We start from the raw sequence: 20,222 nt of genomic DNA on the forward strand, positions 1-20,222 counted from the left end.
TATATATTGTAATATGATTAACTTATAACAACAACATCTGAAGCAATTTTACCTTTTTTACCGTCAGATTCCACGTAAGAAACGGTGTCACCATCACGTAACTCTCTACTTTTAATTCCTGAAACGTGTACAAAAATGTCGTTACCTGTTTCTTCGTCAGTAATGAAACCGAATCCTTTAGATTCATTGAAGAACTTTACTTTACCTGTTCTCATTTTAATAAAAAATATAATTAATAATGCATCAAAGATATACTTTTTTTTAAATTTTGCAATTATTTTTTTATGTTATCTTTCTGTGAATTATATTTTCGATAAAATACCTTTTCAATCTATGCCTGAATCTTCGGGTTCTTTGGTATAAATGAAAAAAGTCAGGAAAATTTCCTGACCTTTAGCTTATTATAAACAGAGGAATGACTATTCTTCTATTTTTTTCATATGAAAAGTTTCCATAAATGCTGTTGTGTAATTTCCGGCAACATAGTTCGGATCATCCATCAGCTGTCTGTGAAACGGAATAGTTGTTTTAATTCCTTCTATTACAAACTCATCGAGTGCCCGTTTCATTTTGTTAATTGCTTCTTCTCTGGTCTGAGCTGTAGTAATCAGTTTAGCAATCATTGAATCGTAATTCGGTGGTATCGTATATCCTGAATAAACGTGAGTATCTAATCGGATACCATGTCCACCCGGTGCATGAAGCGTCGTGATTTTACCCGGTGAAGGTCTGAAGTCATTAAACGGATCTTCTGCGTTGATTCTACACTCAATGGAATGAAGTTGTGGCAGATAATTTTTCCCTGAGATAGGCACCCCTGCAGCTACAAGAATTTGTTCTCTGATTAAATCATAGTCAATTACCTGTTCTGTAATAGGATGTTCTACCTGAATACGGGTATTCATCTCCATAAAATAGAAATTACGATCTTTATCTACTAAAAATTCGATTGTTCCCGCTCCTTCATATTTAATATATTCTGCTGCTTTTACAGCTGCTTCTCCCATTTTCTGACGTAATTCGTCTGTCATAAATGGTGAAGGTGTTTCTTCTGTAAGTTTTTGATGGCGTCTTTGGATCGAACAGTCTCTTTCAGAAAGGTGACATGCTTTACCATAAGCATCACCAACCACCTGAATTTCGATATGTCTTGGATCAACGATAAGTTTTTCCATATACATACCATTGTTTCCAAATGCAGCTGCTGCCTCCTGACGAGCGCTTTCCCATGCTTTGTCAAGGTCTTCGATTTTCCAGATTTCTCTCATTCCTCTACCACCACCACCGGCAGTAGCTTTCATCATCACTGGCAAACCGATTTCTTTTGCAATTTTTTTTGCATGCTCTAACGATTCCAGCAAACCGTCAGATCCGGGTACCGTTGGTACGCCGGCTTTTTTCATGGTTTCTTTAGCAGTAGCCTTATCACCCATTTTTTCAATCATCTCAGGAGAAGCACCAATAAATTTAATGCCGTGTTCTTCACAGATTTTGGAAAATTTGGCATTCTCTGATAGGAAACCATATCCCGGATGTATTGCATCTGCATTAGTTATCTCTGCTGCTGCAATAATATGTTGAATTTTAAGGTATGACAGATTGCTTGGAGGAGGACCAATACAAACAGCTTCATCAGCAAATCTAACATGTAAGCTATCGGCATCAGCAGTTGAGTAAACAGCGACTGTTTTGATACCCATTTCTTTACAGGTTCTGATGATGCGTAATGCAATCTCCCCTCGGTTAGCGACTAATATTTTTTTAAACATCTTTTTTGAAATTTTAAATTAGATTCTAAATTTTAAAAGGTTCTCTTAGATAGTTTTAATAGAACTTCTGTTTAAAATTTCTTATGATGGGTCTACTAAAAATAAAGGTTGGTCAAATTCAACAGGTGAAGAATCGTCAACTAATACTTTTACGATTTTTCCGCTTACCTCTGATTCAATTTCATTGAATAATTTCATTGCTTCAATAACACATACCACATCACCTTGTTTGATAGACGCGCCTACTTCTACAAAAGGAGCTTTGTCTGGAGACGGTTTTCTGTAAAATGTACCGATAATCGGAGATTTTACAGTGATGTATTTACTGTTGTCTTCTGCTGCTGCAACAGGAGCTGCTGTTTCTGTAGCCGGAGCCGGAGCTGCCGCTGGTTGTTGTGCTTGAGGAGCTGTTGCAGCTACAGGTATTTGTTGTACATAAGTAGTGGTTTCTGTTGCAGTTCCTTCCGTTGTTGTTTTAATAGTGATTTTGAAATCATCCATTTCTAATTTAACTTCTGTAGCACCTGATTTTGCTACGAATTTAATTAAATTTTGAATTTCTCTAATATCCATTTCTCTCTAGTTTATTTTGTTATTCAGTATTCTATTTTGTGTCGTATGCCCATTTTAGGTATATGGCTCCCCATGTAAAACCTCCTCCAAAAGAAGCTAATATCAGATTATCTCCTTTTTTAAGTTGTTGCTCAAAGTCTGCTAATAATAGGGGTAGGGTTGCTGAGGTAGTATTCCCGTATTTCTGAATGTTGATCATTACTTTTGATTCGTCTAAATCAATACGGTTGGCAGTAGCATCTATGATTCTTTTGTTGGCCTGATGAGGTACGAGCCAATCAATCTGCTCTTTTGTAAGGTTATTGCGCTGCATGATCTTTTCGCTCACGTCTGCCATTCCGGAAACAGCATATTTAAAGACTGTTTTTCCATCCTGGTGCACATAATGTTGTTCGTTTTTTACCGTTTCTTCTGATGGAGGCAGTAAAGATCCACCGGCTTCTATTTTTAGAAATTCTCTTCCGATACCGTCACTTCTTAAGAATTCATCCTGAAACCCGAGTCCTTCGTTATTAGGTTCAAAAAGAACAGCTCCGGCTCCGTCTCCGAAAATGATACAGGTAGCACGGTCTTTATAATTAATGATGGAAGACATTTTGTCGGCTCCGATCAGTAATACTTTTTTGTAACGACCAGATTCAATATAAGCTGAAACGGTTGAAATACCATACAAGAAACTCGAGCAGGCAGCCTGCAGATCATAAGCAAAAGCATTTGTTGCTCCGATTTGAGTAGCTACATATACTGCTGTTGCTGCTACCGGCATATCAGGAGTTGTGCTTGCCAGCAATACTAAATCTATTTCTTTTGGGTCAATGCCGGATTTTTCTATTAAATCTTCGGCTGCTTTAATGGCCAGAAAAGAAGTTCCCTTTGTAGGGTCTTTCAGAATTCTTCTTTCCTTAATTCCTGTTCTACTAGTAATCCATTCATCGTTTGTATCTACCATTGTTTCTAACACTTTGTTAGAAAGAACAAAATCTGGCACATATTTACCAACGGCTGTAATGGCTGCTGTTATCTTTGTCATAAAAGGCTTACTTTTTATTTTTTAAAAAGTTCAAAAAGTCGTGAAAATTACAAAAAAAAAACGGATTAAGCTCTTTTTTAGTCTGAAAATGATTTTTTTGAACTCAAAATGCTGTTTTTTGATAAAAAAAAACCCTCACTGATGCGAGAGTTTCTTTTATTTTTTAAAACCTGATTACTATGCTTCAGCCGGTGTTTTATCAACTACAACTTGACCTCTGTAGTATAATTTTCCTTCATGCCAGTAAGCTCTGTGTAATAAGTGAGCTTCACCTGTTACAGGGCAGGTAGCGATAGTTGGTGCTACTGCTTTGTAGTGAGTTCTTCTTTTATCTCTTCTTGTTTTCGAGGTTTTTCTTTTAGGATGTGCCATCTTACAGTCTTATTTATCCGTTAATAGTTGTTTTAATTTATCCCATCTGGGGTCTGTTTCTTTATTCTCTTCTTTTGGTTCTTCATCCGCCTGATGCGATAGGTAATCCAGAGTTGGTGACTCTAACGTACCGTCTTTTACACCCGGATGAATCCTTTTTTGCGGAACCGATAGTACAATCATTTCATAAATGTATTGTGCTACACTCATTTGAAATTCTCCGTGCGGAAGGATTAAGAACGCATCATTTTCATCATTGAATTCTTCTCCGAATTTTACTAATAAAGACAGATTTCCTTTTATAGGAAGATCGAAATCTTCATTGGTAATGTCACACGGAACGTTTACTGTTCCTTTATGCTGAAAACTTAGCTCTAACATGGTGCTTTTTTTGTTTAAAAGCACTTTTACTACAATGTCTGCGCCGTTGTATTCATCATATTCAAACAAATTGAAAAAATCTTTATCAATCTGGTATTCAAATTGATGTTTTCCCACCTTTAATCCAGAGAACTGGATTAAAAAATCTTTTTCACTAATCATAACAATCTATTTGAGCGTGCAAAGATAAAAAAATATTACAATAACAAATAAGTTATCAACATTTTTTTGTTATTAATTTATTTGTCTCACTTTTAACGGGTTTTCTATGCTTTGCAAATACTCGTTTCTATTTTTATAAATATCCAGAGATAAGTAAACTGCTTCTTTAAAAGAGGTATGGTCTGCTATTCCTTTTCCGGCAATGTTGTAAGCGGTTCCGTGATCCGGAGACGTTCTTATTTTATTGAGTCCGGCTGTGTAGTTTACTCCATTTCCAAATGCCAGTGTTTTAAAAGGAATGAGCCCCTGATCGTGATAACAAGCAATTACTGCATCATAATTTTTGTATTGTTCTGATCCGAAAAAACCATCGGCTGGAAAAGGACCCGAAACAATATAGCCGTCATTTAACAAGGATTTTATTGTCGGAATTATAACATCCTGTTCTTCTGTTCCGATCACTCCATTGTCTCCGCTGTGCGGATTTAACCCTAAGATAGCAATTCTCGGGCGTATCACATTGAAGTCTTGTATTAATGTTTGGTTAACTGTTTGGATTTTTTGTGTAATCAGTTCTGGTGTCAGTGCTTTACTAACCTGATCAATAGCGATATGATCGGTCAGGAGTCCTATCCGAAGGGTATCGTGTACCATGAGCATCAATGCCTGGCCTTCAAGTTCCTGATTCAGATAATCTGTATGCCCCGGAAATGAAAAATCTTCAGATTGAATGTTATGTTTGTTTATGGGTGCTGTAACTAATATATCAATAGAGCCGTTTTTTAATGCTTCTGTAGCGGCTACAAAAGATTTTACAGCATATTTTCCTACATTTTCATCTTCTTTACCCAGTTCAATGTTGACCCCTTCTTTCCATACATTTAATACATTTATTTTTCCAGGTACAATCTGGCTCAGGTCATCGATACCGTGTAATGAGATGGAAGGATTCTCAGTTATCTTTCTTATAAAAGTCAGTAATTTCGCGTTGGCAAAAATAACCGGAGTACAGAATTCTAACATTCTTGTATCTTCAAAAGTTTTTAGAATAACTTCTGATCCGATACCGTTCATGTCACCGATTGAAATTCCTAATATTATATTTTCTCCTTTTTTATACATTTTTATTTAAGGGTAATTATTGCTAATTTTGATACAAAGTTAGTAAAATAAATCTAGTTATGTTTACAGGGATAGTGGAAACACTTGGCGAGATCGTCAATATTGAAAAGGAGGCAGAAAATGTTCATTTGTATATTAAAAGTACTTTTACTCAGGAGCTTAAAATAGACCAGAGCGTGTCTCATAACGGGGTTTGTTTAACAGTTGTGGCTATTGACGCATCTGTTTTTAAAGTTACTGCTATTAAAGAGACCTTGCTCAAAACCAGTATTGGTGAATGGTCTGTTGGTGATTTGGTTAATTTGGAAAGAGGACTAAAGCTGGGTGATCGGTTAGATGGACATATTGTACAGGGACATGTAGATCAGACTGCGGTTTGCAAAGATATTAAGGATGCAGAAGGAAGCACTTATTTTACTTTTGAGTATGATGCAGATCTTCAGAATATTACCATCGAAAAAGGATCCATTACTATTGACGGTACCAGTTTAACTGTCGTTGATTCAGGAAAAAATACGTTCAGTGTAGCCATTATACCTTATACCTTAGAGAATACGCTATTCAAAAAATATAAAGTAGGTACGACTGTAAATCTCGAATTTGATGTTGTAGGCAAATATGTAAAACGTATTATGGGACTCGGACAATAAAAAAAGCTGTTTCTATGAAACAGCTTTTTTACTTGTATAGTTAATGATAACGGATAAGAGTATATAGAATATAATGATAAGCGGAATTGCTTCATACTTAAACAGCAGTAATAAAACAGCGGCTATTCCTAAAAATAATAGAGAAACTTTATTGTCTTTCAACGCTTTATTTTTAGATTTCAATGAAAATAACGGAATATTGGCATTCATTATAAAGGCACTGAAAAAACTGATCACAACCAAAGTGTACGGATTGCTGTAAAATGTTTCAATAAACTCAAAATCTGTTGTTTTGGTAATCATAGGAATGCTCAGTATGAAAAGTGCATTTGCCGGAGTAGGCAGACCAATAAAAGAGTCTGTTTGTCTGGTATCTACATTGAATTTTGCCAGTCTGTAGCAGGCTCCCAATGTGATTACAAATCCTAAAAAGGGCACTAATCCCATATAAAACGTTTCCGGTGTCAGGTTATAAATTTCCTGATTTTCCTGAATATTTGCCAGCATACGATACATGATAAGTCCCGGTACAACACCACTTGTTACCATGTCTGCCAACGAATCTAACTGTAATCCGATTTCACTTTTCACTTTTAGGGTTCTGGCTGCAAAGCCATCCCAGAAATCAAAGAAAATTCCCATACAAACCCAGAAAAAAGCCATATCTAAATTGTCGTCAAATGCAAAAGTCAGGGCAATCAAACCGGCAGAAAGGTTTAATAAAGTAATGGCATTGGGAATATGTTTCTTAATAGACATAAGTTGAATCGTGTTTTAGAGATTAAATAACAAATGTACAAAATAAGTTAAATATATATTGATGAGAATCTCTTTATTAGATTTGTTTTATCGGTTTGGATTATAATTTTTGTGGGGTAAACAATAGAATGGATTTTCTATATGAATATACCTATATCTTCTTCGGGTGACATGATCATATTGGGTAGAGGAAGCCTACAGTAACTGATAATAGTAATTTCATTTTATGGTTTTGAATAAAGGCCAGGATTCTATCTCCAAGCCTTATGTCTTATCTGGTATTTTTCAAAAACCAACTTTCTGATGATGGAATCATCTTTTAGCTTTGATTAATGTAATTATTTTTCTTATAATTATTTTTTTATTATCTTGATACGCTCAGTTTCTTGGTTATATTGTATTTCAGTAATATAAATTCCTGGTTTTAAAAAGGATAGATTGATTGCCTCTTTTGTGAAATTTGTGTCTTCTTCAAATACGAGTTTACCAGTCATGTCAAACACTTTGATTTTTTGAATGTATTCATCAGACTGAATGTGTAGTTCATTCTTAAATGGGTTTGGATATAGATTGATTCTTTTGTTTTTCTGATGGTCAATAATTCCTAAGGAAGATTGGGTAGTTACCGTAAAATCATCTAAAAGGAGGGCATTAGCTCTTTTCTGAAGATGCTCAGGGAAAACTATTTCATCAATATTATAAATTTCAGATATATAATTGATTGCCAGATAAACTTCCATATTGCTGTAGTTATCGAGATCAATAACGAACTCAGTCCATTCAGAGTTGCTGAAATAATTATCGTTATAAACCTGTGGAAAAGCTGTGAAACTTTCAGGATTAGTGTCTGTTGTTGAGATAAGGACTCTGAATTTTTCATATTTATTGTTGTCCATATAGGCAGATTTCACATAAAAACTCAGTTTGTTTCCACTTTGTCCCAGATTAATTTTAGGAGAGATAATCCAATCATTGTTAGAAGGAAGCAGGGCAGCAAACATACCAAGTGCTTTATTCCCGGTTCTGGCCTCATAATTTCTTATTCCGGGAATATTAATGTCTGCTACATTTGAGACGGCTGTTGTGCTGTTAATGATTTTTGCCGCAAAAGGATGCATCAAATTGTCTGGAAAGCTGACACCCAAAATACCCATTTGTTCTTCTTCATCTGAGTCAATGAGTGTCCAATTTCCAATCTCAGAATAAGTCCAGTCTTGATAACTTTCAAAACTATCGTGGAAAAGAGTAGTTGTAGTTTGTCCCCAAATAAAGGATGAGGATAAAAAAGAAATTGTAAGTAAAAGGTTGTTTCTCATGATAATTTTTTTTTAAGATTTTATTAATATCAAATTTAATATAGTACCACTATGGAAAAAGAAAATACTACTCTTACAAAATATTTCGAAGATGCATTTTGGTATTTCAAAATATTTCTAATGACATTTAAAGGTTTGTTGTACAGTATTTTATTGTCGTTGTTTCTGTGTTTTTTGTTTTTTGCTTCCCCTTCTAAACTGTTTGCTTAACATACAATTGACGATAATAACATAACTGCTGTATTAAAGGAAATAAGACGTTTGCAGGATGTGGATGAAAAAAGCGCTTTAAACTTACTTAATGAAATCTTGGCTTATGAAAAAAAACTTCCAGACAGCTTGCTGATAAAGCTTTACGATACGGCTGCTACGTTGTATGCTTCTCAGGATGCACATGTTTATGCGTTAAATTACTACCATTCTGAATTGCTCCTGCAAAAGAGTACAAATTCAAAAGACCAATATATAACTCTTAAGAATATTGGAAATCTGTATTACAACATTGGCAAAAATAATGTTGCAAAAGAATACTGGTCTGAAGCATTACAAGGATACGAAAAAGAAGGCCTTTCAAAGAAGTATGTTTTGTATAATAACCTCGCCATATTAGAAGAAAAAGAAGGAAATTATAAGAGAGCAAAAGAAATATATGAGAGTGCATTGTCCCAAAGTATAAAATTAGGAGATAACATGGGGATATTTATGGCATATCAAAATTTAGGCATAGTCAGTTTTAAACTACAGCTATTTAAGGAAGCATTAAATTATTCTTATAAGGCAAAACAAGTTGCTTTCCAATCCAAAGAAGTAAATGAAAGGGCTAAGATACTTTATAATTTAGGGTATTTACATTATAATTTACCTCTTAAAAATGAAGATTCTACAGAGTATTATCTCAGAGAAGCCTTTTTATTAAGTAAAGAGTCTGAATATAAAACGATTCAAAAAGCAAGTTCAGAAATATTAATTAGTTTATATGAGGGTCAAAAAAAGCATCAACTTGCTAATTTCTATTTACATGAAGTAAACAGAGGATATAGAGATGAGCTTGATAAGATGATTGATGGACAAATCGGAAAAATAGAGTTTAAGTATGAGCAAAAATTAAAAGAGCAGCTATATACCTTACAACAAAGGAGAAAAAACTGGATTTATTTTACTTCTTTTCTGATTCTTGTCACTGGTTGCGTTATTCTGTTTCTTGTTTATAAACTACAGAAAGTGAAATTGATAAAAACAGGTTTAGAAAACAGATTACTTCTTAAAAAACTTGAGGAACGTAATAAAGAAATTACTCAAAAAAGTCTTGAAGTACTTCATAAGAATGAAATATTGGATGTAACAAAAAGGAAGTTGACAGATTTAAAGCGAAAACCTGAAGTAAACAGGCAAATTAGTTCTATTTTAAGTGAAATCAACAGTAATGAAAAAGGTTTAAATATAGAAGAGTTTGAAAAAGTGTTTAAAGAGACCCATGCGGATTTTTACAGAATATTATTGGAGTCGTATCCTGACTTGTCAAGAACCGATCTGAGACTGGCAGCTTTTCTCCGTCTAAATCTTTCTACTAAAGATATTACAGCTATTACGGGGCAAAGCCAAAACAGCATCAATATAGCAAGACACCGACTTAGAAAAAAATTAAACCTTCAGGAGCATGAAAATATAATTAATTTCCTAATCAGCATCGTATAATCTTTCTCCATAAAATAGAAATAGTCATGAAAAATATATAAACTCTTTATAACTAAAACTAATAGAAGCAAAGGGAATTTTAAATGACCTTTGAAAAAACAAAAAGTGGATTGTGATATAATGTATACAAAATGAATAGCTTATTCAACATATATAAAATGAGTCAGATTATATTATAAATCGTTGTTTACAAGTACAGATTCTATCTTATTTTTGTGTGTTAATAATAAAAAGGCACAATAAGTTAGATATATTTTGAGTTTAGTATTTGAGAATTTTTATCATCTTTGTAAAAACTTTATCGAAGTGAAAAAACATTTATCCTATTTCTTATTTTTAATCAGTTGCGTGGGATTTGCACAGACACGTAAGTATTCAAATGAGTTTTTGAATATCGGGGTTGATGCAGCTTCTCTGGGTATGGCAAATAGCGTGATTGCTCAGACAGGCGACGTGAATTCAGCTTATTGGAATCCGGCAGGTTTGACGCAGTTAAAGGATAAACAGGTCGGGCTTATGCATGCGAGTTATTTTGCCAATATAGCTCAGTATGATTATGCTGCCTTTGCTATGCCGGTAGATGAACAGAGTGCAGTTGCTTTATCTGTAATCCGTTTTGGTGTAGATGATATTATGAATACTACCGAACTTATTGATCAGAATGGTAATATCGATTATAACAGAATCAAGCTTTTTTCAACTGCTGATTATGCCTTTACTGCTTCTTATGCACGAAAGCTTTCAGTTGAAGGGCTGTCTATAGGCGCAAATGCAAAAGTTGTCCGCCGTATCATCGGCGATTTTGCGAAATCCTGGGGATTTGGGTTTGATTTAGGAGTGCAGTATCACTCGCCAAGTAACTGGAAATTTGGTGTTATGGTAAGAGATATTACAACAACCTACAATACATGGAGTATCAATCAGAAAGAATATGACAAAATTAAAGATGCTGTAGAAGGTCAGAATCAGACATTACCGGAAACTACTGAGATTACTCTGCCAAAATTCCAGATTGGAGCTTCTAAAGATTTTGCTTTGTCAGAAAAGATGAGATTGACGGCAGCTGCTGTGCTTCACACAGAGTTTTATGAAACGAATGCATTGATTTCTTCAGGAGGTTTCAGTATTCAGCCATCTTTAGGATTTGAGGTCGGCTATACTGAGATGGTATTTTTAAGAGCCGGAATGGGTAATTTTCAAAACGAATTACAAATTGACGGAAAAGAAAAAGTTACTTTTCAGCCCAATATTGGTTTAGGATTTAAATATAAAGGCATACAGATTGATTATGCACTGACGGATATAGGTGATCAAAGTGCAGCTTTGTATTCCAATATCTTTTCTTTAAAAATGGATTTAAGTATTTTTAGCAAATAATGAAACTGATTTTTAACTATATGAAGCAACAAATTGTAATGATAATTTGTTGTTTTTCTTTTTTAGGATATTCACAACCGCAGAGACTTTCTGAAAATGCCCGTATGAGTGTTCTTACCTGTGGAACTTCTGATGAATTATATGCTTTGTTTGGACATACAGCCTTGCGGGTTGTTGATGAACAGGAGCAGATAGATGTTGTTTTCAATTATGGGATGTTTGATTTCAGAACGCCTAATTTTTACGGCAAATTCGTAAAAGGAGATTTGATCTATTATCTTGACGCAAACCGGTATACTGACTTTGTTGAGAGTTACAGAGAAGATAACAGATCGGTATATGAACAGCCATTAAATTTATCTGTTGCGCAAAAACAAAAAATATGGGATGAGGTAAGGCGACATATGAGTTCGCAAGAACGTTATTATCAATATAAATTCATTGATAACAATTGTACAACCAAAGTAGTTGATCTATTAAATGAAGTACTTCCTGTACCTTTAAAAACAGATTTTCCAGAAAACGAGAGGTTTTACAGAGCTATTTTAAATGATTATCTGGAAACCCATTATTTTGAAAAATTAGGGATCAATCTTATTTTTGGTGCTAAGGTAGATCGTATTAACAATCAACTATTTCTCCCGGATAAATTGATGCATTCTATTGAGATTTCTAAAAATGGACATGAAAAATTGACAGATGAAACACTTACTGTTTTTAAGGCTTCACCTATGAAAAAAGGTATAACCTGGAACAGTATTTATACTTTTTCAGCTATATGTTTCATAATTATGGTTTTATCTGTCTTTCAGTCTTTCCGAAATTCATACTTTTTTGTAATGGGATTTTTAGGTGTCTTTTTTATTGGGGCTGGTTTTTATTCTTTTCATCAGGAGTTGGCTCTCAATAACGTAGTACTCATGTGTAATCCGCTGTTTTTAGTGTATATATTCGTGAAAAAAGAATCAAAAATAAAGCGTATCTTATATTATAGTATAGTAGGTTTATTTGTACTTTATTTATCGTTCGTTGGTCTTGAAAAATTAAAAGTTTTCATGCCATTGATTTTTTTAAACATTGTGGTACTGTTTTTGGAGCAAAGAAATCTGAAAAGAAAATTTAAATAGTATCTAAAGTTGCCATGATTTCATTTTTTAGTAAAAAACCTCTCTTAAAAGAATTGATTCCTCAAGAATCAGTTGATTTTCATTCTCATATTTTGTATGGACTGGATGATGGGGCAAAAACCAAAGAAGACACCGTTTTCCTTATTGACTCATTAAAAGAGATCGGATTTTCAAAACTAATTACCACACCTCATACTACTCCTATGGTATGGGATAATACAAAAGAAGCCATACTTTCTCAGTATGAAAAAATCAAAACAGAATTACCTGAATTGTCTGCCGATGTAGGTCTTCATACGGCTTCAGAGTATTTGATGGATGAAAGTTTTTTGCAACGATTAAACGAGGAGCGATTGCTGACATTGAAAGAAGATTATGTACTTGTAGAGATGTCTTATATAAACCCTCCGATGGAACTTTTTGATATTCTGTTTCAGTTAGCCAATAAAGGATATCGTATTGTTCTGGCACATCCTGAACGTTATAACTTTTATCATAATGATTTTAATGTATATAAAAGATTGAAAGAGGTAGGGTGTCTTTTTCAGTTAAACCTTTTGTCTTCGACTGGTTATTATGGAGATTCTGTTGCTCAGACAGCTGATAAACTATTAAAAGAAAGAATGTATGATTTTGCTGCAACAGATGCTCACCATGCGAAGCATATCAAAGCCTTCGGAATGAAAGTAGCTATAAAAAATCACAATCAGATCCCTGAACTACTCGAAAATAATTCGGTTTTTAAATAAGAAAAAGCCTGACATCATTGGTGTCAGGCTTTTTTTATACAGATATGTAATATTACATTTCTACTACGATAAACTCACTCCTTCTGTTTTCTTCATGTTCGGCATCCGTACATTTGGCACCGTTTACACAGGAGTTGATCAGCTGCGTTTCTCCATATCCTTTGTAGGTAATACGGTTTCTGTCGATTCCCTGAGCTACCATCCAGTTTGCTGTAGACTGTGCTCTGCGTTGTGAGAGTTTCATGTTGTAACTGTCAGAACCTCTGCTGTCAGTATGCGAACGCACATCAATCTTCATCTGAGGATATTCTTTCATTACTTCCACAATCTTGGCAAGTTCTGTGGCTGCATCCGGACGGATATCGTGTTTATCCAGATCAAAATAGATCGGGTTTAATTTGAAAATTTTAAATAAATCATCCCCTTTTTCTACTCTTACTTTCTCTTTTGACAAGGCAATGTTATGTACCGTCTCAGATGAAGTTTGTGGTAATACCACCAAATCTTCTTTGGTGACATACCCTTTAGCTGCCGCTTTTATACGATACGGCATGCCGCATTCAAATTCATACGTGAAGGTGTACACTCCGTTTTGAGATGCTTTACCGCTGCCATATTCCTTATATGTACTGCTGTATAAGTCCACAAGAGCCGTTGTGATCACTTCTTGTGTAGCTGCATCCATCACCCGTACTGTTAGTTTCTGTGTACAGTCCAATTCCAGTGCCCGTGTCTGTGTAAAGCCATAGATATCATCACTGCCCTTACCTCCGGGACGGTTGCTGCTGAAAAAGCCTCTCTGACTCTTCTGCTCTATCATATAAGCAAAATCATCGTACGCACTGTTGACCGGGGTTCCTACATTCATCACTTCTCCAAATGCTCCGCCGTCTTTGATTTTTACTCCAAACACATCCAGTCCTCCAAGTCCGGGACGACCGTCACTGCTGAAGTACAGTTCATCGTTCGCTGTTACAAAAGGAAAATTCTCTCTGCCTTCGGTATTGATATGAGGACCTAAGTTTTCAGGACCGCCAAAAGTACCGTTCGGGTGCAGCGCAATACGCCAGATATCAGACGCTCCGAATCCTCCGGGACGATCAGATGCAAAATACATCATGTCTTCTTTATCGTTAAGCACCGGATGTGCCGTGTTGAACGCATCACTGTTAAAAGGCAGTTCTTCTACATCACCCCATTTACCATCTCTAAACGTGGCTTTATAGATTTTCAGTAAGGTGGTTTTATGCTCATCATATCCGCGTTTACCATTGTAGTTGTTACGGGTAAAATACATCGTTTTCCCGTCTTTGGTAACCACAGGTGTCGCTTCATTGAACTTGCTGCAGATGCCTTTGTCAAAACGAGTGGCATCCGTCACAGATCCGTCAGTATCAACCTCTGCTTTGTAAATACTTGTAAATGCCTTATCCGTCCAGCTGTGTACTTTTTTAGACAAACTTCCCGTATCTCTGGCCGTGGTAAATAGCAGCTTTCCATTGTGAATACTGCTTCCATAATCGGAATAAGGACTGTTGATGGAAAGGTTTTCAATGGTATAGCGGCCGGAGTTTTTCTCAATGCCCTTTTTGTAGTCCCGCTCTTTTTGAATCAAAGCGGCAGACGCTGATTCACTTCCCGCCTTTTGCACAAACTGCTCCAGATACTGCTCTGCTGATGCATCCGCTCCCGTACTCTTTAAACTCTGTGCATAACGGTAATAGTAAGCGCTCTGAGTAACCTGATCCGGATAGTGAGCAAACAGTTCGCCATACCAGCGGGCTGCTTCGTTATAGTTACCATTGAAATAGTTCGCATCTCCCAGTTCACTATAGATTTGAGCACTGCTGTGACCGCGTTTGACTACTTTTTCATAGATTTTGATCGCATCAATATACGCATACTGATCAAAGTCCTTCGCTGCTCTCTTTACTCCGGGCTGAGCCAGAACAACCGGACTCAGAAGACCAAAGAGACAAAGCGATAACGTTTTATAGATATTTTTCATAGAAGATCGCTTTAGAAGAATCGAGGTGATACGATTCGTTTGTATTTGTTAAACAGTTCAAAACGCAGAAAAATCTCATGGGAACCTGAATTGTAATTGGCCAGTTTGGTGGTTTCTCCATCATAGGAATACCCCACCATAAGACCATCGGTAACCTGAAAACCTATGAGGCCACTAAAGGCAGCATCCCAACGGTAGGCGGCTCCAAGGGTCAGCTTGTCCTGAATCAGGAAATTCGCAGTAAGGTCTACCTGCAGCGGAGCTCCTTCAACTGCTTTTACCAGAAAGGCTGGTTTGAATTTCAAGCCCGGATTAAGGTCAAATACATAACCTCCCATCAGATAATAGTGCATTTTGGTACGCATGGTAGATTGCACATTGTCATTATAGCGTTTGGTTTCCAAAAAGTTCGGTACCGAGAATCCCAGATAACTTTTGTCGTTGTGGTAATAGATACCCGCTCCGATGTTGGGAGTAAACTCATTGGCGATGTCTTCTGAAAACTGCGGATCGGTAGGATTGTGAAGGTTCAGCTTGCTGTAGCTTACATCCAGCAGATTGGCTGATCCTTTGATACCGAAAGACAATTTGTTGTTGTTGCGACCGGCCAGATCAAGGGTGTAAGACAAATCTACTGCAAGAGTGTTTTCACTCATCACTCCGATTTTATCGTTGATAAAAGAGACTCCAAGTCCCAGTTTAGAGTTCTGTAAAGGGGTGTTTACAGAAAAAGCATTCGTGGTAGGAGCTCCGTCAAGGCCTACCCATTGGCTGCGGTGCAGACCAAACATACTCAAAGAACCACGGCTGCCGGCATAGGCAGGGTTGATGTTGGTGGTATTGTACATATAATGGGTAAACTGTGGGTCTTGTTGCGCGAATCCGCTCAGGGAAAGCAAGCCTAACAAGAGCGAAAGATGTAGGTTGATTGTTACTTTTTTCATGATGTTCTTGTCAGGTTAGTCGTTTTCTAAATGAAGGAAGCCGCTTTTCTTGATCATACGAGAAGTATTGTCTTTGGTATATTCGTATTCCAAAATGTAGTAATACGTTCCTGTTGGCAGTTTTTCTCCGTCTTTGAAGTTGGCACTGTTTTCTGAATACCCTCTGAACACGTTTCCGTTGGAATCGTAGTTAGTGGTCTTAAAGATCTCACGACCCCAGCGGTTATATATACGAACACTGTTGTTCGGATAACGCTGGATGTTGTCGATAATGAAATAATCATTAGAACCATCCCCGTTTGGCGTTACACCGTTATAGATAACGATATCATCCGGCAATACTAAGTCCGTTTTTATTTTTGCCAGTGTAAATACGCCAAAACCATCTACTACTACAGGAGTGGTTACTGTTTTGTCAGAGGTATTTACGACACCACCTTCATCTACCCATAGTTTTTGAGAAGCATCCCAACGCACAATGCGCAGATCTTTGGCTTCATTGGCAAGTAATGCTGCAGGGGTGGTACGCTCATCCCATGAGAGGGTAAGCAATACTGATCCCTGAGTATTTTCTTTTTGCTCTACCGCCCAGTATTCCTGAGCATCAATAAGTTCAATAACTCCTGTCTTATTGGTATGTGGATATAAAGGATTAGAGTTTTTTAGAAAATATTCTCCTGTATAGTGATCGGCTTCAGCTGCCGGAGCCGATATCTGAGCATAACGATAATATCCTCCGTTTCCGATTGGATAACGGAATTTTTCATTTCCTTTTTTAGTTACTTCTCCGTCAACATGGCTTTTATCAGAAGTATTGATATGAGTAGCTCCCTTCAGGAAAATAAAAACACCTCCCTGTTCTTTGTTCATCAATACTACTCCGTTAAGAAGGTTAACCTTACCCTGAGAAGAGATGTCATTGGTAAGATCAAAGGAATAAGTTGTTCCCGCTTTATTGAACAACACATCGTAAAACATACTCGGAGAATCTCCGCTGATGCTTTGGATGGTTTTGTTGCTGCCTTCAAAAACGACATAACCCGTACGCTGATTGGTGGTAAAACTAAACAGCCCTTCGTTGTTATAATCTCCATAGAAATAAAACTCTCCATCGTTGATTACATTCCCAGTGCCTTTGTTGGAAAAGTCAAAGTAACTGGATACCAAAGTAGAAGGTGCTACGGAAAGGTTGCCCTCATTTACAAAATCTGCCGGTGTTTGTGCATACAAAACACTTTGTAAAAGCAGGGCTCCGTAATATATTTTTGTTTTCATCTTTTTTGTTTTTTGTTACCTAAATATTGTTCTTAGTAACTCTTAAATTGTATATTATTTCTTTGCCTTATTAGGTAACATAGGATTTGAAATTGTCTTACAATTTTTAACAGTAATGATTACTTCGTTTGAAGCTGTTTCACAACTGTTTCCTGATACTGTAGCTATTGCAATACGACGGTATTTCCATATACCGATTTTGTTTTTAACACCCGGTGTATAGGTTATAGCCGTTGCATTAGGTACTATTGTCCAGGCTGCATTGTTGAAAGATTCTTCCCAACGATAGGTAATTACAGCATCTGAAATACTCATCGCAACACTCTCAGATGTTATTTGTGCAGGGGTTTGTCCTGAACATACTTTTTGTTCTCCTGAGATAGATCCCGGAGTAGGAGTGATCATTCTTAGTGTTACAGTATTGGAAACTCCTGACGGACAAGTATGCCCATTTATTGTTGCCAAAGTGATACGTCTGTAATATCGGATGCCATAAGCTGTCAGCATAGCAGGTGTATAGGTTGCTGTTGTAACACCTTGAATAGCAGTCCAGTTTGTTGATCCGTCATTAGAAATTTCCCAACGGTAACTGATTGTTGTGCCTGTAGGCCAACCTGTTGCAGTTCCGTTTTGGGTACTGGAAAAAGCCGAAGGCGTACCGTTTAAACATAGTATCTGACTGTTGCCAAGACTACCTGCTGATGGAGCCGGTAATACCACAACATCAATTGTAGCGGTTGGTCCCTCACAACTTCCATTTGTCTGGCTCACATAATATCTGGTTGTTCCTGCTAATGTGGTCAATGGAGTCGGAGCTACTGTAGCCGGTGTACCTCCCTGATTTAAATACCAGATCAGAGTATTTCCTGTACTTGGAGTAGCAACAAGTGCTGTAGCGGTTTCTCTCATACAGTAATATATTGTACTGTTAGGAATTGTAGGCTGTGAAGGTGTTGAAACCACCGTCTGTGTAATTGTATTGTTTAATCTGTTGACTGGTAACTCAATATCAGTCCCGTTAAATGAATCTGCACCATTAGAACCGCGATATTCAACTTTTGCTACATCATCATACGACTGTGTGCCGGCAGGAGGTGTTATGGTATATCGTATAGGAAAATTAGGCTCCATAATAATACCGGATCCGTTAAGGGTCTGAGCTCCGTTAGCTGCTCCTCTGGCTACGTAAGTGTAACGTGTACCGCCGGTGATACTCTGTGTAGTACGATACCATCTCTCAGTACCGCCTGTAGCTGTACTTGTCGTATAATTCGTCTGACTGTCATTGTATGTATATCCGGTAGGGATATCTTTTGTTACTACAATACGATTGGTATTGTTGCCAAGTCTTGAATAGGTAGCTTCTAATATACCGAGGTTTGTGACACGAAGCTCATAAGTATTGCCAGTCGTATAGTTGATACATTCCTGTCCGATAGTTTGTTTTAACAGCGTAAGATCCACATCTTCTGCAATAACAGGTGTGGTTACAACAGCTGTATTGTTTCCTAAATCATTGTCTGTAATATCTGTAGGCATTACATTTACAGTGTTTTTAAGTGTATTTCCTGTAGGAATACTGCTCAATGTACCAGTCACCGTAATAATACCAACACTATTAGCTGCAAGATTCAAGGATCCGTTGATCTCATTTGTTGTAGCACTTTGAGTCAATGAAGAGCCTGCTAAAAATCCTGAATTGGTTATATTCGTGATATTAAACATTGTTTTAGGAACCAGATTGCCATTTGTATCTGTTAATTTATCTGAGAAGATAATATTCTGCAGGGCAGCATCAGTATCATTTGTTACTTCAATTGTATAAGTGATAACATTAGCACTATTGGTTGAAGCAACACTTCTCAACGTTTCTTTATCAGCTCTTTTGGTTACCCGGAGATTCCCCGGAGTCGTTACTAAAAGGTTTCTGATTTCATGATAATTATACGCACCACCAGTAGAAGCGGCAAAACCTAATTTTAGCAAGGATGGAGGAACATCCTGTGTATTATAATTGATTAATTCCGTAAAAGCTCCTGAACCACTTTTGCGCCATCTTACTACAATGTTGTATAGACTTCCCCCTAAAGGTTTAATTTCTATTTGTACTCTTCTATAGAATTGACTATCTGTAGGTCTGATGTTATACGGAGCTGTGTTGTAATCAACTTCATTGCGTTGTCTGATAGCTCCTGCAGTTCCGCTTCTGTCTCCTAATTTAGTACCGAATAAAAACCGGTTTGTAGGTAACACACCATTTACCGTGGATGATGTACTGTTTGTTGTAGTAGGTCCTCTTAACACAACCGTATTAGGGACTACGTCATCATTGTTGGCATCTCTTGTAATACGACCATTTCTTCCTTCATTATTATTTCCGTAGTTTCCATAAGCATCCAGTCCGATTCCGATGTATCCTCCGGCTAACCCCTGATTTACACCACCTGCTGTATTCGGTGCATATCCTAATGAACCACCATATCCTCCCAATTGAAAGGTTGAAGTAGCATCAAATAGAAAAACTCCGATACCGTCTCCTCCATAATATTCACTTGTACTATTACTGTCATTGCGCCACATCTTATATTCAAAATCAACTAAAACCCCTAACGTAGAAGGGAATGATTTATCAATATAAGCATATCCTCTCTGATTGGTTTGTGATGCAGTAAGTCGCAGCCATCCTGCTCCGACAGGGTCCACAATCCCTGAGGTAAAAGAAGCTACTCCCTGTGTACCACCACCACCACCAGTTATGATTCCGGTTGGTTGTGAACTTCGGAAATCATTTGTAATGGTAAACTGGGCATTTGCGGAAAGGAAAGACAGCAAGAATACTCCTGTCAGGCAAAATCTTAAGATTAGACCGGACAAAGCAGCGCTCTTTTCTTTTAAATTTAATGGTATATTCAT

18 protein-coding genes are annotated in these 20,222 nt (G+C 36.7%); 5 read left to right on the plus strand and 13 right to left on the minus strand.

Going from position 1 to position 20,222, the window contains the following annotated elements; translation table 11 throughout:
• Nucleotides 1-17: 17 nt before the first annotated feature.
• The 7 genes from QW060_RS16680 to pdxA all read right to left on the minus strand — a co-directional run bounded on the left by QW060_RS16680 (nt 18) and on the right by pdxA (nt 5,409).
• Entirely contained in the window at nt 18-215 is a 198-nt protein-coding gene (locus tag QW060_RS16680; RefSeq protein ID WP_290364591.1) for a cold-shock protein, read from the minus strand.
• 204 nt (nt 216-419) lie between these two features.
• Complete coding sequence (gene accC, locus QW060_RS16685; protein WP_290364592.1) at nt 420-1,769, minus strand: acetyl-CoA carboxylase biotin carboxylase subunit; 1,350 nt, start codon at nt 1,767-1,769, stop codon at nt 420-422.
• Between the two features lie 81 nt (nt 1,770-1,850).
• The gene (gene accB, locus QW060_RS16690) at nt 1,851-2,342 is read right to left on the minus strand and encodes an acetyl-CoA carboxylase biotin carboxyl carrier protein (RefSeq protein WP_290364593.1); all 492 of its coding nucleotides are present in this window, start codon (nt 2,340-2,342) and stop codon (nt 1,851-1,853) included.
• Between the two features lie 31 nt (nt 2,343-2,373).
• Entirely contained in the window at nt 2,374-3,372 is a 999-nt protein-coding gene (locus QW060_RS16695) for a beta-ketoacyl-ACP synthase III (protein WP_290364594.1), read from the minus strand.
• Nucleotides 3,373-3,549: 177 nt separating this feature from the next.
• Nucleotides 3,550-3,744, minus strand: coding sequence for a 50S ribosomal protein L32 (rpmF, locus tag QW060_RS16700; protein WP_290364595.1), 195 nt, complete (start codon nt 3,742-3,744; stop codon nt 3,550-3,552).
• Between the two features lie 9 nt (nt 3,745-3,753).
• Nucleotides 3,754-4,287, minus strand: coding sequence for a YceD family protein (locus tag QW060_RS16705; protein WP_290364596.1), 534 nt, complete (start codon nt 4,285-4,287; stop codon nt 3,754-3,756).
• A gap of 72 nt (nt 4,288-4,359) precedes the next feature.
• Nucleotides 4,360-5,409 carry a 4-hydroxythreonine-4-phosphate dehydrogenase PdxA gene (pdxA, locus tag QW060_RS16710; RefSeq protein ID WP_290364597.1) on the minus strand — a complete coding sequence of 350 codons (1,050 nt, stop codon included), beginning with the start codon at nt 5,407-5,409 and terminating at the stop codon, nt 4,360-4,362.
• 59 nt (nt 5,410-5,468) lie between these two features.
• Between pdxA and QW060_RS16715 the strand changes: the two genes are divergently transcribed.
• Nucleotides 5,469-6,059: a riboflavin synthase gene (locus tag QW060_RS16715; RefSeq protein ID WP_290364598.1), complete on the plus strand. Its 591-nt coding sequence runs from the start codon at nt 5,469-5,471 to the stop codon at nt 6,057-6,059.
• Nucleotides 6,060-6,071: 12 nt separating this feature from the next.
• Here QW060_RS16715 and QW060_RS16720 read toward each other — a convergent pair whose 3' ends face one another.
• On the minus strand, nt 6,072-6,812 hold the full coding sequence (locus QW060_RS16720; protein ID WP_290364793.1) for a CDP-alcohol phosphatidyltransferase family protein: 741 nt from the start codon (nt 6,810-6,812) through the stop codon (nt 6,072-6,074).
• 359 nt (nt 6,813-7,171) lie between these two features.
• A complete protein-coding gene (locus QW060_RS16725; RefSeq protein WP_290364599.1) occupies nt 7,172-8,134 on the minus strand; it encodes a T9SS-dependent choice-of-anchor J family protein in 963 nt (320 codons plus the stop codon).
• Nucleotides 8,135-8,404: 270 nt separating this feature from the next.
• Between QW060_RS16725 and QW060_RS16730 the strand changes: the two genes are divergently transcribed.
• The 4 genes from QW060_RS16730 (at nt 8,405) to QW060_RS16745 (ending at nt 13,082) form a co-directional block, all read left to right on the plus strand.
• Nucleotides 8,405-9,829 (plus strand): tetratricopeptide repeat protein, encoded by a 1,425-nt coding sequence (locus tag QW060_RS16730; RefSeq protein ID WP_290364600.1) that lies wholly within the window; start codon nt 8,405-8,407, stop codon nt 9,827-9,829.
• A 306-nt stretch (nt 9,830-10,135) separates the two neighbouring features.
• On the plus strand, nt 10,136-11,206 hold the full coding sequence (locus QW060_RS16735; protein WP_290364601.1) for a putative type IX sorting system protein PorV2: 1,071 nt from the start codon (nt 10,136-10,138) through the stop codon (nt 11,204-11,206).
• Complete coding sequence (locus tag QW060_RS16740; protein ID WP_290364602.1) at nt 11,206-12,333, plus strand: lipoprotein N-acyltransferase Lnb domain-containing protein; 1,128 nt, start codon at nt 11,206-11,208, stop codon at nt 12,331-12,333. Before QW060_RS16735 ends, QW060_RS16740 begins: the two co-directional genes overlap by 1 nt.
• A 53-nt stretch (nt 12,334-12,386) precedes the next feature.
• Complete coding sequence (locus tag QW060_RS16745) at nt 12,387-13,082, plus strand: tyrosine-protein phosphatase (RefSeq protein WP_317623181.1); 696 nt, start codon at nt 12,387-12,389, stop codon at nt 13,080-13,082.
• Between the two features lie 52 nt (nt 13,083-13,134).
• Here QW060_RS16745 and QW060_RS16750 read toward each other — a convergent pair whose 3' ends face one another.
• Genes QW060_RS16750 through QW060_RS16765 form a run of 4 tightly spaced genes read right to left on the minus strand, consistent with a single transcriptional unit; the run spans nt 13,135 to nt 20,222 of the window.
• Complete coding sequence (locus tag QW060_RS16750; RefSeq protein ID WP_290364604.1) at nt 13,135-15,090, minus strand: OmpA family protein; 1,956 nt, start codon at nt 15,088-15,090, stop codon at nt 13,135-13,137.
• An 11-nt stretch (nt 15,091-15,101) separates the two neighbouring features.
• Nucleotides 15,102-16,034 carry a PorP/SprF family type IX secretion system membrane protein gene (locus QW060_RS16755; RefSeq protein ID WP_290364605.1) on the minus strand — a complete coding sequence of 311 codons (933 nt, stop codon included), beginning with the start codon at nt 16,032-16,034 and terminating at the stop codon, nt 15,102-15,104.
• Between the two features lie 15 nt (nt 16,035-16,049).
• A complete protein-coding gene (locus QW060_RS16760) occupies nt 16,050-17,309 on the minus strand; it encodes a gliding motility-associated C-terminal domain-containing protein (protein ID WP_290364606.1) in 1,260 nt (419 codons plus the stop codon).
• A 54-nt stretch (nt 17,310-17,363) separates the two neighbouring features.
• Entirely contained in the window at nt 17,364-20,222 is a 2,859-nt protein-coding gene (locus QW060_RS16765; protein WP_290364607.1) for an Ig-like domain-containing protein, read from the minus strand.

Source organism: Paenimyroides ceti, assembly GCF_030409925.1.